Raw genomic sequence first — 16,579 nt, 5'->3', positions numbered from 1 at the left:
AAAGAAACTTTTTTAAAATGTCACTTTGGTTATGAATTCAATAATAAAATTAAAAGGTATAGAGGAGGTGTCCTTATGAAGTATGATGAAAAAGTAAAAAACAGAGTAAAACGAATCGAGGGTCAAGTCCGGGGATTATTAAAAATGATGGAAGAAGACAAAGAATGTCGTGACGTAGTGAATCAAATGTCTGCTGTTCGAAGTGCTTTAGACCGAACAATTGCCGTGATCGTCAGTGAAAACCTTGAACAGTGTATTCGTAAAGAAATGGAAACAGGTGAATCTTCCGAAGACCTTATCCATGAAGCCGTGAATCTACTTGTCAAAAGTAGATAAAGTTTTCTGTTTGACAAAGTTAAGTGTATAATTTAAGGTGAATACCGTTGGGTTAAACTTATTTAACCCCATTTTTTTTAAAAGTTAAACATACCCCTACCCGTATTAGTATTTTATATATAAAGGAGAAATTTATGATGAACATTAAAAAACGACGCAAAAGGATTAGCATGTCCAATGCCGATTGTAAAAACGAAAAAAGCGATTGAAGAAATTCAATCAGGTGAAGTCTTAGAAATTCATCCAACAGATAAAGGTGCCAAAGTCGATTTAACAGCTTGGGTAAAATCAGGTGGTCATGAATTATTAAAAGATATAGAAGAAGAAGGTATATTTAAATTTCGGGTACAAAAAGCTTAAATCAAAGAGGAGGCAATCATCATGACTGAGAAAAAGAAAACAACTATTGTATTATTTAGTGGGGATTATGACAAGGCCATGGCTGCTTATATTATTGCAAACGGTGCAGCTGCATATGATCATGAAGTGACGATCTTCCATACATTTTGGGGATTAAATGCGCTTCGTAAAGAAGAGCAGGTACCAGTAAAAAAGAACTTTATGGAAAAAATGTTTGGAAAAATGATGCCTCGTGGTGCAGATAAAATGGGACTTTCAAAAATGAATTTTGCTGGTATGGGGCCAAAAATGATAAGGGATGTTATGAAAAAACACAACGCCATGCCGTTACCTCAACTTATTGAAATGGCGCAGGAACAAGATGTGAAATTAATAGCCTGTACAATGACAATGGACCTTTTAGGACTTCAAAAAGAAGAGCTTATTGATGGATTAGATTATGCAGGTGTTGCTGCTTATATTGGTGATGCCGAAGATGGAGATATTAACTTATTCATCTAAAATTTTTTTAAATGAAAATATACCCCCTGTAGTATGATTTTTGTGGGTCTTCCTAAAATACACGGGGGAGTATAAGAAGAAATCATAGGAGGTGGAAAGGGTGAAGGAAATTTCTCCGGAGGAGCTGGCGGACAAACTAAAAACAAACGATAATATCAGCATTATTGACGTTCGTGAACATGAAGAGGTAGCACATGGGAAAATTCCAGGTGCAAAGCATATTCCACTGGGTGAGTTGCCAGAGCGCCTAAATGAAATCGACAGAAATCGTAATCACATAATGGTCTGTCGCTCAGGAAATAGAAGTGGAAATGCTGGCCAGTTTCTTGAAGCGCATGGATATGATGTGATTAATATGGTTGGCGGAATGCTTGAGTGGAAAGACGAAGTAAAGAAATAAAAGGAGGAAATATATTGTGGATATTTCAGTAAATAAAGTATTAGATGCAAAAGGTTTGGCATGTCCAATGCCAATTGTAAAAACAAAAAAAGTTATTACAAATTTAGAGCCAGGTCAAGTCATGGAGGTTCAAGCTACTGATAAAGGTTCTACAGCTGACTTAAAGGCTTGGGCTGACAGCTCTGGCCATCAGTATCTAGGTACCATTGAAGATGGTGATGTGTTGAAACATTTTTTACGTAAAGCGAGTGAGGAAGAAGCGAAAGAAGAAACAAAACATGAAGAAGTTGTGAATTTAGATGATTTGCGTAAAAAAATTGAAGGAAATGAAAAAATCTCAATTTTGGATGTTCGTGAACCTGCTGAATTTGCCTTTGGTCATATTCCAGGAGCAGTCAACATTCCATTAGGGGAGCTCGAACAACGTTTTGAGCAATTAAACCAAGATGATGAACTTCATATTATCTGTCGCACAGGAAATCGAAGTGACTTAGCAGCACAACAGTTAACGGAAAAAGGTTTTACAAATGTGAAAAATGTGGTTCCTGGAATGACCAAGTGGGAAGGACCACTAAATAAAAATTAATTTTAAGAGGAATATTTTATGGCTAATACAAAAGTAGCAATTATTGCAGCAAACGTAGGGCGTTTTGACGCATATAAAGTGTTTAATGTAGCGCTAGCAGCTGCCGCTTCTGATGCAGAGAGGGATCTTCTTTACCTTTGAAGGGTTAAATTTAATTCTTAAAGAGGAACATAAAAACCTTCCTTTTCCAGAGGGAAACGAACATTTTCAAGAAGGTTTTGAACGTGAAAATGTGCCAACTATAGAAGAAATGGTATCTATGGCTCTAGAGTTGGGTATTAAATTTAATCGCATGTCAAATGACAATGGATATTATGAGCTTAGAGAAAGATGCATTTGTTGAAGGAATTGAAGTGGGTGGCGCGACTCCCTTTATCGAATACGCGAAAGATGCAAATACATTACTTACGTTTTAACTGAGGAGGAGAATAAAAAATGCCAAAAGAAATGACAACCAGTGAGTTGGCGAAAAGAATCGTAAATCATGAAGAGATATTTATCTTAGATGTACGGAATACAGATGAATTTGATGATTGGAAAATTGAAGGTGGGAAAGTTGAAGTCATAAATGAACCATATTTCAACCTACTAGATGGTGTTGATCCAATCGTTGACAAATTACCAAAAGATAAGGAAATTATTGTAGTTTGCGCAAAAGGCGGTTCATCAAGAATGATAGCTGAAATGCTTGAGGAAGAAGCAGGCTTCACCAACATGATGAACTTAGAAGGTGGCATGAAAGCTTGGAGTGAACACCTAGAACCAGTAAAAGTTGGTGATTTGAAAGATGGCGGGGCTCTTTATGAATTTGTACGTTTAGGAAAAGGTTGTTTGTCTTACTTCGTTGAGTCTAATGGAGATGCAGCCATTATTGATACAAATAGAATGATCAGTATTTATGAATCATTTGCTGCAGAACGAGATGTACAAATTAAACACTTAATTGATACACACCTGCACGCTGACCATATTTCAGGTGGACGTGAACTAGCTGAAAAAGTTGGTGGAACTTACTACTTACCACCAAAAGATGCGACAGAAGTAACGTTTGATTATACACCTGTTGAAGAAGGAAGAGACATTACAGTTGGAAATACAACCGTAAAAGTCCAGCCAATTTATTCACCAGGTCACACAATTGGTAGTACTTCTTTCATTATCGATGATCAATATTTCTTAACTGGAGATATATTATTCGTTGAATCAATTGGCCGACCAGACCTTGCAGGTAAAGCTGAAGATTGGGTAGCTGATTTAAGAAACACGCTTTATAACAAATACAAAGAATTGTCCGAAGACTTGCTTGTTCTACCTGCGCACTATTCATTTGCGAAAGAACTTGGAGAAGGTGGACTAGTATCGGCTCGCTTGGGTCATCTTTACAAAGTAAATTCAGGATTACAAGTGGATGATGAAGGTGAATTTAGAAAAATGGTAACAGAAAATCTCCCACCGCAACCAAATGCTTACGAAGATATCCGAAAAACGAACATGGGTAAGATCAATCCAGAGAATGAAGAACAAAGAGAAATGGAAATTGGTCCTAACCGCTGTGCGGTACACGAATAAACCTAAAGGAGGAAATATGATGGATGCAAATAAAGTACTAGATGCTAAAGGATTGGCATGTCCAATGCCAATTGTGAAAACGAAAAAAGCAATTGAAGAGCTAAATTCAGGTGAAATATTAGAAATTCACGCGACAGATAAAGGAGCTAAAAGCGACTTGGCTGCTTGGGTGAAATCAGGTAACCATGAATTGATTCAAGATACGGAAGAAGACGGCGTATTAAAATTTTGGGTCAAAAAAGGATAAAAGGGAGCCCATTTAGTGAGACCCCTTTACTTTAAAGGATGATATGACATGGAATACAGCTTACTATTTATTATAACCATTTTTCTTATCGGTTTCATTGGTTCTTTTATCTCAGGAATGGTAGGAATTGGTGGATCTATCATTAAATATCCGATGCTACTTTATATACCACCCATGGTCGGATTAACAGCGTTTACTGCTCATGAAGTATCCGGAGTAAGTGCAATACAAGTTCTATTTGCAACTTTAGGAGGAGTATGGGCATATCGAAAAGGTGGATATTTAAATAAAACACTCATTCTATATATGGGAACGAGTATTTTAATCGGAAGCTTTATTGGTGGTTATAGCTCCGATTTTATGACGAGTTCGGGAATTAACTTCTTGTATGGTGTACTAGCAACAATAGCTGCTGTTATGATGTTTGTTCCGACAAAAGGAATTGATGACATTTCACTTGATCAAGTGACATTCAATAAGTGGTTAGCAGTGTTTCTAGCTTTATTAGTAGGTATTGGTGCCGGAATTGTCGGTGCAGCTGGGGCATTTATATTAGTACCCATTATGTTGTTAGTATTAAAAATACCAACAAGAATGACAATTGCAACATCGTTAGCTGTTACCTTTGTATCATCGATAGGTGCAACAACTGGTAAGGTTCTAACTGGACAAGTGTTGTATTTTCCAGCGATTATCATGATTATTGCAAGCCTAATTGCCTCTCCGTTGGGAGCCAATGCGGGGAAGAAAGTCAATACAAAGGTACTCCAATGGATTTTAGCAATTTTAATCCTTGGGACTGCCATCAAAATATGGTTTGATATTTTAAGCTAATCGACAGGAATCATAGGGCGAGAACAGTGGAAACAAGGAATTTTATTTATGGTTGCAATTTTGTTTATTGGGAACTTTTTGTGCCAGTTAAGGGTGTGAGGCACATCACATCGAAAGAAGCAAAAGATAAATTCAAGGATAATAAGGTGCAGTTTGTTGATGTGAGAACACAAGGCGAATATCGTAGTAATCACCGTAAACCGTTTCGTAATATTCCTCTTCATACGTTAAAGAATAGACTTGGAGAACTGCAAAAAGATAAAGAAGTAGTTGTGATTCGCCAAAGTGGAGTAAGGAGTATGAAGGCAGCTAAGATATTAAAAAAAACATGGCTTTAAGGATATTACAAATGTTAAAGGCGGAATGAGTAGCTGGGTGTAACCGATTTTTGAATAGTTAATGAGAGGCTTTGAAGGAAATGGCAAAGGGGGAAGTTACTCCCTCATTTCCTACATAAAGGGGAGAGGACATATGAGTGATAAGCGTTTCAACCCAGAACATGCACACGTTTTGTGGAGTGAGAAGAGACAAAAGTTATTACCTTCTGAAGAAGTGATCCAATTTTTGGAATTAAAAGAAACAGACAAAGTTGCTGATTTAGGTGCAGGGAATGGGTATTTCACATTACAGATAGCGCGGAAAACAAAACAAAAAGTGTATGCAGTAGATATTGAACAAAAGATGTTGGATCAATTAAAAGAACACGCTGATTTAAATAAAGTTACAAATATTCATTACGTCGTTAGTGATATAGAAACTATTAAACTTGATGACAATATGATTGATAAAGCTTTTGTTGCCTTTGCTATTCATGAGGTAAATAGCCATGAAAAGGTTAAAAAGGAAATTAAAAGAGTCCTTAAAAACCAGGGACAAATCGTAATTATTGAATGGGAAAAAAATGAGTTTGATATGGGCCCATCTATAGATGAAAAAATTTCATCTCATCATATGTCTAAAGTATTAAAAAACCATGATTTGAGATTGATGTAGTCCAGCCACTAAAGTCGTTTGGTTACGCAATTCGAGCAACGAATAAAAAGTGCTAATTTCAATGAATATCTTGCCTATGAGGGGATGTCATGATGAACAAAAAAGTAACACCGTCAGAGGTTGCTGAAAGGTTGAATATGGGAATAAACGTTTTTGTTTTGGACGTAAGGGAAAATGATGAGGTTGTACAAGGAAAAATACCAGGTGCAAAACATATCCCATTAGGTCAGTTAGCATTACGTAAGGGTGAGTTAAACAAAGAAAAAAGTTATGTTGTTGTTTGCCGTTCAGGAAACAGAAGTAAAGCCGCGTGCGGGATTCTAAATGCACTTGGTTTCGATGTTGAAGATATGGTTGGTGGGATGAATGATTGGCAAGGTGATTTAGACAAATATTTATCGGAATCCGTTGATAGGGTAGATTAAAAAACAAAAGGAGAGATTTTATGTTTCATTATACAGTTGAGACGAATAAAACATTAAATGAAACGGTTACGTCACTTGAGGAAAGTTTAAAAGAAGAACAGTTCGGTGTTTTGTGGCAGTTCAATATTCAAGATAAATTGGAAGAAAAGGGACTAGAGCTTGATGACCCCTTTCTTGTATTAGAGGTATGTAATCCAAAAGAGGCACAACGAGTTCTAACGGAAAACAAGATGGTGGGTTATTTCCTACCTTGTAAAATTGTTGTGTACGAAGACAACACAAAAACAAAGATTGGTATGCCACGACCAACTGCTTTAATTGAAATGATTAACGACACTGCTGTGAAGGAATTAGCAGAAGATATTGAAAACCGATTGATTGAGTGTATTGATCGAGCTGTTTAATTTAATAAATACCCTTCAATATAAAAATAAGAAGTAGACCTAACTGTTAATGAAGAAGCTCAACAGGACGTAGTAAATGCAATAGGGATGTTGGCAGTACCACAAACGAATGTTAATGGACATTGGGTAGTTGGTTTTTACCCAGATCAAATATTAGAAAAACTGAATATAGAATAAACGGAAGGAAAGAGGGGATTCCCTCTCTTCCTTTGCATTTTTATATTCGTAATAAAAGGGGAGGATTTGATGAAGAAGTATTGGGATTTGCTATAACCTTTACAAAAGGTGATATTCCTGGTAGGAATAATATTTATATTCTACAAATTATTTTCTTAATACAATTATTTTCCCATGTAGAAATGACAGAAGCTTTCAGTTTTGAAATGTAATGATGTAAAACAACTACGTTAAGATATCTTATTAGTTAAAATAAAATAGAAAAACGAAACAGAAGTTAGATATTTTATTATAGACTCCTTACCTTTTTTTAATCCAGTAAGAATCAAAATTTCCTCTTCTACTGTGACAGTGTGCTACAAGATACTGGTTAAAATAAATCGATACTGAGTAATAGTTTTCCCATTATTTATCGGTTCATAAAAGTTGAAAAAACAAATAATGGTTCGACAATAAACGCACCTAGTAAAGAAAAAATAACCCTTTTAATAGTGGGGATATATCTGACTTAAACTCAATCAAGCTAATTACCGTAACAGGTATGAGTGTCTAATCCCAAGGGAGGTATGGCATCCAAGGGGCAACCTCATATTAATAAACCCCGGACTGTGCACCTAAGAAGTCAAAAAAAGAGGAGATGATTAACACTAGAAAACTAGTATATAAAAAGGTTTCTGCTTGCTTTTTTACTTTGATACATCCAAATGAACCAAGGTAAAGTAGATAAAATTATACCTGCCCACCAATGTGGTGAGAAAGGTACGTTTTTCAAAGATGAGAGAACACATTAACCCTCTGAAGGTGAATGTGTTTTTTGGGGGCATAGGGGGAAGATATGTTTTTCTTTATTAATACTAGCAATCATTCTTAAACAATCGGTCACGTTTATCTCATAATGCGTCTTTTTTGTTTAGGGTGCTAATATTGAATAAGAAAGACGAAAAAACATCAGATCTATTTAATGTGCAGTACAAATATATACAATGCAATATTTAGTATTGGTGTAGGAGACTACTTATATGATTAATGTTGATTATTTTGTGGTGAAAAAGTTTAAAAGAAAGTAGGAGAACTCAGTGAAAAATTAATAACTAGGATAGCATCTGCTAATGAAAAATGCAGGGAAGCATATATTAACTGTATCTATTAGAAGGGAATAAAAGTGTACCATTATTTTATTTAAGAGCATTTTATTTTTTATTGGGAGTTTAGTTTATAAATTATTAATATAGATCATTTGTCCTTATAACGCTACATCATATTTTGCTAGAAGTTCTGTAGAGAAGGATAAGCTTGCCTAAAGTACCTAAATATAGTATTAACGTATAAGTAATTTGGATAATCAAGCTCACTTTCAAAGGAATAGTGCGGAAATTTATAGTTGAGAATATTGTTATACCAATCTTTGTATATCCTTCAATACTCGGCAAAAATATGGTTCAAGTCACAGTTGTAACTTGAACCATAATCTTGCCGGAATGGCAATGCTAAGATTTTAATAACTTGCGGTAAAATTATCCTTCAATATGACATATTGTGAAGTATTACATTTAAAGTTTAAATCGAAAGACACACGTGTATTTTACTGTGATCGACACGTGTGTCTTTTTGCGTGAGGATATTATGTTAAATGATTTGGTAGTGAATGTCCATTAACTGTTAGAAAACACCATCCCGGTAAAATAGAGTTATATGGTAGCTTAAATGTTTTCTCCATTAAATTTAAGGATTTTTGTCCTTTTAGGTGTATAGTATTGACGGATAGCCTTGATGATTTCATCTTTTCTAATATTTGCCTGCTCAGGTTTAAGGGATAGCGTTACATCATCAATATCATGAGGTCCAATCCGCCAATGGCCAAGAACTGCTCCTTGAAACTCGCCATCAATTAACAGATACTGCAAGACTTCCTGCCCTTTATAAAGAGTCTTAAGCTCATCTAAATGGGTCCTGACTAGAATATCTGACTTATCAAGCATAAATACCGATTTTGGAACCTTCCGGTGCGCAAATTCCACTTTATCAGTCCTCATATATCCAGTCCCTAAACCTTCAATACTGACTTCAACCATTAATTTTTTCGCTATCAGCTGTTGCAGTATCCGTTTTAATAAGTTCTTTTTCAAATGCGACCAACTTTTTATTTGATCTAAGTTAGCAAAGACCATAGAATCAAGGAAATTCAATAAAACCTTTTCCACACTCTCATCTGTTTGTTCCGGCACCTCAAACCATTCTTCAGAAAAATCAAACCACCCAGTATCCCAATCCGTATCAATTTGATTCTCATAGACAAGACAAGCTTCTTGCAATTTCGTTAATGCCTTAGTAATGTCTTTGGCAGAGTAACTTAATTCTTCTTTTAGCTTATCCTTTGAAATACCACTCATATTTCGAATGGTTCCAAGAATGTCTTCATGAATAGAATCTATTCTTTTAAGTGGCTTTTGAAAGACACGAGTATACAGCTTTAAATCTTCTTCAAACACATAGCCAACGCGGCCGCCTTGAAATCTAGCTTTCACGATTTGATGTTTTTGGCGAAGTGTTGAAGTGACTAAAGAGTCATTAAATAAAGTACGATGAACTAATTTGGGCGGATCACCTGGCCTTGAGTTGTGAACAGGAGCTACAGGCTGTAGCAGCTTGAATAGCTTTTTATATCCGTCAAAATCTGCTGGGTCTTCCAACGGCTCAAGTAATCCTTGTTTCTTCATTCGTTCATACAGAATCGTCTGTTTATCTACCCTCTCCATAATATAAAAACTCCTTAATCCTCTTTTTAACCTATTTCTTTATTTACCATAATAACCCTCCATTTTGTGGAAAGTCGCTAAAAATTTTTAGAAATTTTGGTAATGAATAGAAAACAACAGTAAAAATAAAAAATTGAAAAATGTCAAAAGGTTCATTTTTGTGTTTAAAGTTTTATAGAATGTATAATATAGTATATTTAGCAAGCTAAGTGGGAGGAGAAAATAGAGATGAATTTACTGGAAGGCATCGAGTCTAGAAAAAGTATCGCAAAAGTGAAACAAGATCAACTGGAAAAAGAGAAAATAGGGGAATTACTTAGATTGGCAACTTTGGCCCCCAATCATCATTTAACAGAACCTTGGCGCTTTTTTGTTATGACAGGAGAAGGACGAAAAGTATTGGGAGATGCGTATAGAGATATTGCTTTAGAAAATAATACAGACGCTTCAGAAGAGTTAATTGATTCTAAACAGCAAAAAAAGGCAAGACGGGCACCTGTCGTTATTGCAGTGGCTGTTTCTTTTAGAAGTCAAAATGAGATAGAACGAAGGGAAGATTGTGCTGCTACACATGCTGCCATCCAAAATATGCTATTAGGTGCGTATGGTATGGGGCTTGGTGCGATGTGGCGTAGTGGTGCACCTATGTATCATCCAAGAATGAAGCAAGCTTTTGGACTGGATGAAAATAGTGAGCTGGTTGGCCTTCTCTATATCGGATATCCAGAAATAGAACCCGAAAAGAAGACAAGAAAACCAATTTCGGAAGTAACAACATGGATTGACTAAAGTTTTATAGAATCTCTAATTGACAGATTCCTTTAGATAACTTACCCAAAATGCCTAATTCTCTATACTTACACTCACATCAAGAGCTTTTTAAATCATTTGTATATCAGTATAGAAGTACCAGGTGAATACAGGGTTATTCAAGTGGAGATTGTATTCAACCAGTATTTGAGCAAGGGGGGATTTGGGCAAAAAATCTCTATCCAGTTTTTAATTTTGTTTCCTCACAATAAAACTACTTTAACTCCCCTTGCCATTTAAGCCGTTTAAATAACCGACTACCTAAAGACAATATACTAAAATTGCTTTTTGTCTTTCCTTTCCTATCGATATTGGACAACATCACCAGCAACAGAAATTTAGAATTTAATAATAACCATAGATGCTGTCTCTAAAATAGAGATGTTGAAATACATAAATCATTGCACGTTTCTTCTTAATAACCAAAATTGTTAAGCCTTTCATAATAAGATTGTAGAAATTGAAAAAAGACTTGTTCAGATGGGGCAACTTCCCGGTTTGATGGCAGGATAATACCGACTGTTCGTGAGACATTTGGTTCAATAATTTCAACCGGCTTTGTATCACGCATCGGCAGGTCATTTAGTGTAATTTCAGGGAGTAAGCTTACACCAAGGCCAGCTGAGACTAGTCCTTTAATGGTATCAACATCTTCTCCTTCAAAGGCAATCCTTGGTTGAAAACCAACCTGGGAACAAGCCTTCATAATAATTTCCCGAATATGATAGCCTTGCCTGAAAATCACAAACGGTTCATATCTTAATTGGACTAAACGTAAATAGGGTTCGTTAGCAAATTCATGATTATTGGGTAATAAGGCCATCATTTTTTCAGTAAAGAAGATATGACCTTTAACTTCCTCATGGTGGGACGGGACAGGAGAGACGAAGGCAATATCGATCTGACCTGAAATAACCGCTTCTGTTAATTCACTGACTGTTCCCTGATACAATTGAAATCCAATCTGCGGATGCTCTTTTCGAAAGGCTGAGATTACATTTGGCAACGTCTTGGCAGCTAGACTTGTTGGAAATCCGAGCCGAATATTACCGCTTTCTGGATTTAAGTATTCATATATTTCTCTTTCTGCTTTTTCAAACTCAACCATCGCCGATTTCACCCGTTCAAGGAAAATTTCTCCTACCGGTGTCAGTTGAATTTTCCTTCCCCCACGTAAGAACAGTTTAACTCCAAGTTCATTTTCCAGATTGGCAATCTGTCTGCTAACAGCTGATTGGGCGACGTGTAATTCAGCAGCAGCCTCACTCACGTGTTCTAATTCCGCCACTTTTATAAAATATTTAATTTGCCTAAGCTCCATCATATCACCCTTTATCCAACTGTTATCTCATTTTGCGATTAATAGTATCGAATATATATATTGAAAGCATAACAAAAAAATTATATGATTTAAATACCTGTCGGACTTTTACCATTTTTTTAATAAATTTTAATTTACCGAAAATTATATGGCATTCTCGCATTTGCGAGTTTATTTTTTACTATCAAAAATTTATCAGATAAATCGGAAGATAGTATAAGTGCAACTAGACAATTTCCGGCGCCGTATAGCTTGCACAAAGCATGAGGGTTTCTAAAGATCCCTTTAATGTACTCAAGTTTTCTTTATTTAATCCAATGGAAAGGATGGGGTGAGGCAATGATTCGAACAGTACTTCCACAAAAACAAGGGTTGTATGATCCCAAGTTTGAAAGTGATGCGTGCGGTATTGGCTTTATTGCAAGTATAGATGGGAATCAAACGCATCAAATGATTCAAGATGCAATCACGATCCTCTGTCGACTAGAGCATCGTGGTGGTCGGGGATCAGATCCTAATACAGGTGACGGTGCAGGTATCATGATGCAAATTCCAGATGAGCTGTTTCGCAAACAATGGAATCAAATGCTGCCCCAACAAGGTGAGTATGCTGTTGGTATGCTGTTTTTACCACAACAGGAGCATTTAAGAAAGCAGGCTGAGTCTGTTGTAGAACAAGTAATAAAAGAGGAAAAGCACGATTTAATCGGGTGGCGAACGGTTCCTGTTGATGATTCCATGCTTTCAGAGACAGCTAAATCTACGATGCCATATATTCGTCAGGTCTTTATTAAAAGGCCTGAAGGGACGCATTCAGTAGAAAAATTCACACAATCCCTCTACTTAGTCCGTCGCATCATTGAAAAACGTGTTTCTAAAATGGATGAGCTTAAAGAGGGTCCATTTTATTTTGCGAGTTTATCGCCAGAGACTATTGTGTATAAAGGAATGCTGACACCGGAACAGATGAATCGATTTTATTTAGATTTAAATGATTCAAAGGCTAAAACGGCATTTGGTATGGTGCATTCCCGATATAGTACAAATACGTTTCCGTCCTGGGAGCGCGCACATCCTAACCGTATGTTAATGCATAATGGTGAGATTAATACGATTACAGGAAATATAAATTGGATGAAGGCGCGTGAAACAGCTGCCATTTCTCATGTTTATGAAGAGCGCCACAAGGAGCTTTTACCTATTATTGATGAAGATTCCAGTGACTCAGGTATGCTTGATCAGGCATTTGAGTACTTAGTAACAAATGGTCGTACAATGTCTCAAACGGCAATGATGATGGTGCCTGAGGCCTGGGATTTAAATGAACAGATGAAGGACCCTGAACGTGCGTGCTTTGAATATTTAAGCACCATTATGGAACCATGGGATGGCCCAACAGCAATTGCTTATACAAATGGTAAGCAAATTGGAGCATCACTTGATCGTAATGGACTCCGTCCCGCGCGTTATTATATTACGGAGGATAATCGTATTGTTTTATCTTCTGAAGTAGGTGTTGTTGATATCGAACCAGAACAAGTTGTTCAAAAAGGACGTCTTGCTCCAGGTGAGATGATTTTAGTTGATTTAGAAAAGCGCGATGTGCTGTTTAATGAAGATATTAAGCGTGAAATTGCAACAAAATTTCCATATCGTGAATGGTTGAATGATTCGCAAGTTCAGTTAAAAGGTTTACCGGAGAGTGATTTCTCCGAGGACCTACCTAAGGATGAGCTTCTTCCATTTCAGTTAGCGAATGGTTACACGAAAGAAGAAATGATGAAAAACATTGTTCCAATGGTCACGGAAAAAAAAGACCCCATCGGTTCAATGGGGAATGACACACCATTAGCTGTTTTATCAGAACAACCACAATTGTTGTTTAACTATTTTAAGCAATTATTCGCCCAGGTAACGAATCCACCGATTGATGCGATTCGTGAAAAAGGGGTGACGTCCACTACTTCTTATCTTGGTCCACGCCATAATTTCTTAGATGATGGACCAGAGCATTGTAAAAGGATTCGTTTATATACACCAATTTTAACGAAGCAAGAGTTTGATGCGGTAATTCATAATAGTCGAAGTGACTTCCGGTTTGAGCGTGTGTCAACTACTTATCCTGTTTCCCGTGGAACAGCTGGCATGGGGGCTGCATTAGAATCGCTTTTTCAGCGGGTTGAAAATGCGATTGAACAAGGTGTATCACTAATTGTGTTAACCGATCGTGATATGTCGATTGATCGTGTGGCAATGCCATCACTATTAGTGGTGAGTGGATTACATCATCACTTGGTTCGTAAAGGATTGCGGACGAAAGCAAGCTTAATTCTGGAAACGGCTGAAGCCCGTGATGTTCATCAGTTCTCTGTTTTAATTGGGTATGGCGTTGATATTATTTATCCATATCTAGCATATCGTTCGATTGAAAAGCTGGTGGACGATGAATTTATAGAAGGTTATCGTTATGAAACAGCTATTGCGCGTTACCGGGAAGCTGCAACTTCCGGGATTGTAAAAGTGATGTCGAAAATGGGGATTTCAACGATTCAAAGTTACCGTGGAGCACAGACATTTGAAGCTATTGGAATTAATCGTGATGTCATAAATCGATATTTCTATGGTACGTCGTCTAAGCTTGGTGGTATTGGATTAGAGACAATTGCCGAAGAGTCGTTAACCAGACATCGTATTGCTTATTATGAAAATCGTTCGACATTACCATCTGGTGGTGATATGCAGTGGCGTCATGACGGGGAGTATCACGCGTTTAACCCAAGAACGATTCATACGCTTCAGCATGCCGCACGGATGAATAGTAAAACTTTATATGAAAAGTATTCAAAGCTTGTCGAAAATGAAAAAGTAACATACTTACGTGACTTGTTGGATTTTAAAGTTGATGAGTCGAAATCTATTCCTATTGAAGAAGTCGAGTCAGTAGAAACTATATGGAAGAGATTTAAGTCGGGTGCGATGTCCTACGGTGCACTCAGTCAGGAAGCACATGAAATGCTGGCGATAGCGATGAATCGAATTGGTGGTAAAAGTAATAGTGGTGAAGGAGGAGAAGATCCTAGTCGCTTCACCCCTGATGAGAATGGTGACTTTAGAAGAAGTGCAATTAAACAGGTCGCCTCTGGTCGCTTTGGTGTTACGAGTTATTATTTAACTAATGCGGATGAAATTCAAATTAAAATGGCCCAAGGTGCTAAACCAGGTGAAGGTGGTCATCTTCCTGGTAAAAAAGTACACCCTTGGATTGCAGAAGTCCGAAAATCTACGCCTGGTGTTGGTTTAATTTCACCACCACCGCATCATGATATTTATTCCATTGAGGATTTAGCTCAATTAATTTATGACTTAAAGCATGCTAATCCGGATGCACGCTTGAATGTAAAACTGGTTGCGAAGTCTGGTGTTGGAACGATTGCAGCCGGTGTTGCGAAAGGGAAAGCCGATGTTATTTTAATCAGTGGTTATGAAGGCGGTACAGGGGCTTCACCTAAAACAAGTATACGTCATGCAGGTTTACCGTGGGAGTTAGGATTAGCTGAAGCGCACCAGACATTAGTTTTAAATGGTTTACGTGAGCGCGTTCGACTTGAGACAGATGGGAAGCTTATGACTGGTCGTGATGTGATTAAAGCAGCCCTCCTTGGAGCGGAAGAATATGGCTTCTCAACAGCTCCAATGGTTGTACTGGGATGTATTTTAATACGTGCCTGCCACTTAGACACGTGCCCTGTAGGTATTGCTACTCAAAACCCTGAGCTACGTGATAAGTTTGCAGGCCAGGCCGATCATGTTGTCAATTTCATGCGCTTTGTCGCAGAAGAAATGCGTGAAATTATGGCACAGCTTGGTGTACGTTCCCTGGATGAATTAATAGGTCGTACGGACTTATTAACCGTGAGTCAGAAGAAAGCTGATCATCCAAAGGCCAAACAGCTTGATTTAGGCCCACTGTTAAATACAACAGATGCAAGCTGGCTTAACAACAAACGTCCAGAAATAAATGTTTTTGATGAACATCATCTGGATACGTCTAAGCTTATTCCACAGTTGAAAGAAGCAATAGAAAATGGTGAAACTGTACAATTAGATTTACCAATTGAGAATAAGAATCGGACCGTTGGAACTACACTTGGGTATGAAGTCTCCAAACGGTACGGTGAAGAAGGTTTACCTGAGGATACGATAGACCTGCATTTTACAGGTTCAGCCGGTCAAAGCTTTGGTTCGTTTGTACCAAATGGTGTGACTATGCATGTTAAGGGCGATGGAAATGATTATGTCGGGAAAGGACTATCAGGAGGTAAATTAATTTTTCAGCCAAATCTACCGTCAGCTTTACATCGTATGGAAGAAGTCATAATTGGTAACGTCGCTTTATTTGGTGCAACAAGTGGTGAGGCCTATATCAATGGAGGTGCAGGTGAACGCTTTGCGGTTCGTAATAGCGGCGCGCGTGCCGTTGTCGAAGGTGTTGGTGATAATGGATGTGAATATATGACAGGCGGTCGTGTTGTAGTTCTTGGGGGTATTGGCAAAAACTTTGCAGCTGGTATGTCGGGTGGAATTGCCTACATCTGGGCAAATGATGCCAAAGAAGTTAAAAGAAAGTGTAATAAAGAATTCGTTTTATTCGAGAAACTTGATAATCAGGATGATAGAAATGAAGTTAAAGATATGCTGCTAAAGCATGTGCAATATACAGGAAGTAAGCGTGCGAAATATCTATTAAATCATTGGGAAACAGTCGTACATCAGTTTGTGAAAATTATACCGGAGGAGTATAAAGCCATGCTATCGCACGACGAAAGTACAACGCAGGAAAAAGTGGTGCAATAATAATGA

Annotated in this window: 16 protein-coding genes and 2 pseudogenes; 16 read left to right on the top strand and 2 right to left on the bottom strand. The window is 37.3% G+C overall.

Going from position 1 to position 16,579, the window contains the following annotated elements; all coding sequences use genetic code 11:
• The first annotated feature begins 75 nt into the window (after positions 1-75).
• The 14 genes and pseudogenes from BMX63_RS00910 (at position 76) to BMX63_RS17810 (ending at position 7,044) form a co-directional block, all read left to right on the top strand.
• Positions 76-336 carry a metal-sensitive transcriptional regulator gene (locus BMX63_RS00910; protein WP_093131044.1) on the top strand — a complete coding sequence of 87 codons (261 nt, stop codon included), beginning with the start codon at positions 76-78 and terminating at the stop codon, positions 334-336.
• Positions 337-489: 153 nt separating this feature from the next.
• A pseudogene (locus tag BMX63_RS00905) lies at positions 490-696 on the top strand (sulfurtransferase TusA family protein); the annotation flags it as partial.
• A gap of 21 nt (positions 697-717) precedes the next feature.
• Positions 718-1,197 (top strand): DsrE/DsrF/DrsH-like family protein, encoded by a 480-nt coding sequence (locus tag BMX63_RS00900; protein ID WP_093131040.1) that lies wholly within the window; start codon positions 718-720, stop codon positions 1,195-1,197.
• A gap of 100 nt (positions 1,198-1,297) precedes the next feature.
• Positions 1,298-1,597, top strand: coding sequence for a rhodanese-like domain-containing protein (locus BMX63_RS00895; RefSeq protein ID WP_093131038.1), 300 nt, complete (start codon positions 1,298-1,300; stop codon positions 1,595-1,597).
• Positions 1,598-1,664: 67 nt separating this feature from the next.
• The gene (locus BMX63_RS00890) at positions 1,665-2,183 is read left to right on the top strand and encodes a sulfurtransferase TusA family protein (protein WP_425441443.1); all 519 of its coding nucleotides are present in this window, start codon (positions 1,665-1,667) and stop codon (positions 2,181-2,183) included.
• Positions 2,184-2,201: 18 nt separating this feature from the next.
• Positions 2,202-2,599: pseudogene (locus BMX63_RS00885) on the top strand (DsrE/DsrF/DrsH-like family protein).
• A 19-nt stretch (positions 2,600-2,618) separates the two neighbouring features.
• Complete coding sequence (locus tag BMX63_RS00880; RefSeq protein ID WP_093131034.1) at positions 2,619-3,752, top strand: MBL fold metallo-hydrolase; 1,134 nt, start codon at positions 2,619-2,621, stop codon at positions 3,750-3,752.
• A gap of 19 nt (positions 3,753-3,771) precedes the next feature.
• Positions 3,772-3,999, top strand: a complete 228-nt coding sequence (locus BMX63_RS00875; protein WP_093131032.1) for a sulfurtransferase TusA family protein — start codon at positions 3,772-3,774, stop codon at positions 3,997-3,999.
• Positions 4,000-4,047: 48 nt separating this feature from the next.
• The gene (locus BMX63_RS00870; RefSeq protein ID WP_093131030.1) at positions 4,048-4,833 is read left to right on the top strand and encodes a sulfite exporter TauE/SafE family protein; all 786 of its coding nucleotides are present in this window, start codon (positions 4,048-4,050) and stop codon (positions 4,831-4,833) included.
• A gap of 26 nt (positions 4,834-4,859) precedes the next feature.
• Entirely contained in the window at positions 4,860-5,171 is a 312-nt protein-coding gene (locus BMX63_RS00865; RefSeq protein ID WP_342730824.1) for a rhodanese-like domain-containing protein, read from the top strand.
• Between the two features lie 133 nt (positions 5,172-5,304).
• A complete protein-coding gene (locus tag BMX63_RS00860) occupies positions 5,305-5,826 on the top strand; it encodes a class I SAM-dependent methyltransferase (RefSeq protein WP_177167113.1) in 522 nt (173 codons plus the stop codon).
• Positions 5,827-5,918: 92 nt separating this feature from the next.
• Complete coding sequence (locus BMX63_RS00855; RefSeq protein WP_093131026.1) at positions 5,919-6,251, top strand: rhodanese-like domain-containing protein; 333 nt, start codon at positions 5,919-5,921, stop codon at positions 6,249-6,251.
• Positions 6,252-6,271: 20 nt separating this feature from the next.
• The gene (locus BMX63_RS00850; protein ID WP_093131024.1) at positions 6,272-6,655 is read left to right on the top strand and encodes a DUF302 domain-containing protein; all 384 of its coding nucleotides are present in this window, start codon (positions 6,272-6,274) and stop codon (positions 6,653-6,655) included.
• 209 nt (positions 6,656-6,864) lie between these two features.
• Positions 6,865-7,044 (top strand): hypothetical protein, encoded by a 180-nt coding sequence (locus tag BMX63_RS17810; protein WP_093131021.1) that lies wholly within the window; start codon positions 6,865-6,867, stop codon positions 7,042-7,044.
• Positions 7,045-8,532: 1,488 nt separating this feature from the next.
• Here BMX63_RS17810 and BMX63_RS00840 read toward each other — a convergent pair.
• A complete protein-coding gene (locus BMX63_RS00840) occupies positions 8,533-9,588 on the bottom strand; it encodes a DNA glycosylase AlkZ-like family protein (protein ID WP_093131019.1) in 1,056 nt (351 codons plus the stop codon).
• A gap of 228 nt (positions 9,589-9,816) precedes the next feature.
• Between BMX63_RS00840 and BMX63_RS00835 the strand changes: the two genes are divergently transcribed.
• Positions 9,817-10,377, top strand: coding sequence for a nitroreductase family protein (locus BMX63_RS00835; protein ID WP_093131017.1), 561 nt, complete (start codon positions 9,817-9,819; stop codon positions 10,375-10,377).
• Between the two features lie 436 nt (positions 10,378-10,813).
• Here the strand turns inward: BMX63_RS00835 and gltC are convergent, their stop codons facing one another.
• The gene (gltC, locus tag BMX63_RS00830) at positions 10,814-11,719 is read right to left on the bottom strand and encodes a glutamate biosynthesis transcriptional regulator GltC (RefSeq protein ID WP_093131015.1); all 906 of its coding nucleotides are present in this window, start codon (positions 11,717-11,719) and stop codon (positions 10,814-10,816) included.
• A 339-nt stretch (positions 11,720-12,058) separates the two neighbouring features.
• Here gltC and gltB point away from each other — a divergent pair, with 339 nt between their 5' ends.
• The gene (gene gltB / locus BMX63_RS00825; protein WP_093131013.1) at positions 12,059-16,573 is read left to right on the top strand and encodes a glutamate synthase large subunit; all 4,515 of its coding nucleotides are present in this window, start codon (positions 12,059-12,061) and stop codon (positions 16,571-16,573) included.
• Positions 16,574-16,579 lie beyond the last annotated feature (6 nt).

The organism is Salinibacillus kushneri, from assembly GCF_900111405.1.
GTDB lineage: Bacteria > Bacillota > Bacilli > Bacillales > Alkalibacillaceae > Salinibacillus > Salinibacillus kushneri.
This window is presented reverse-complemented; position numbering and strand designations above follow the sequence as displayed.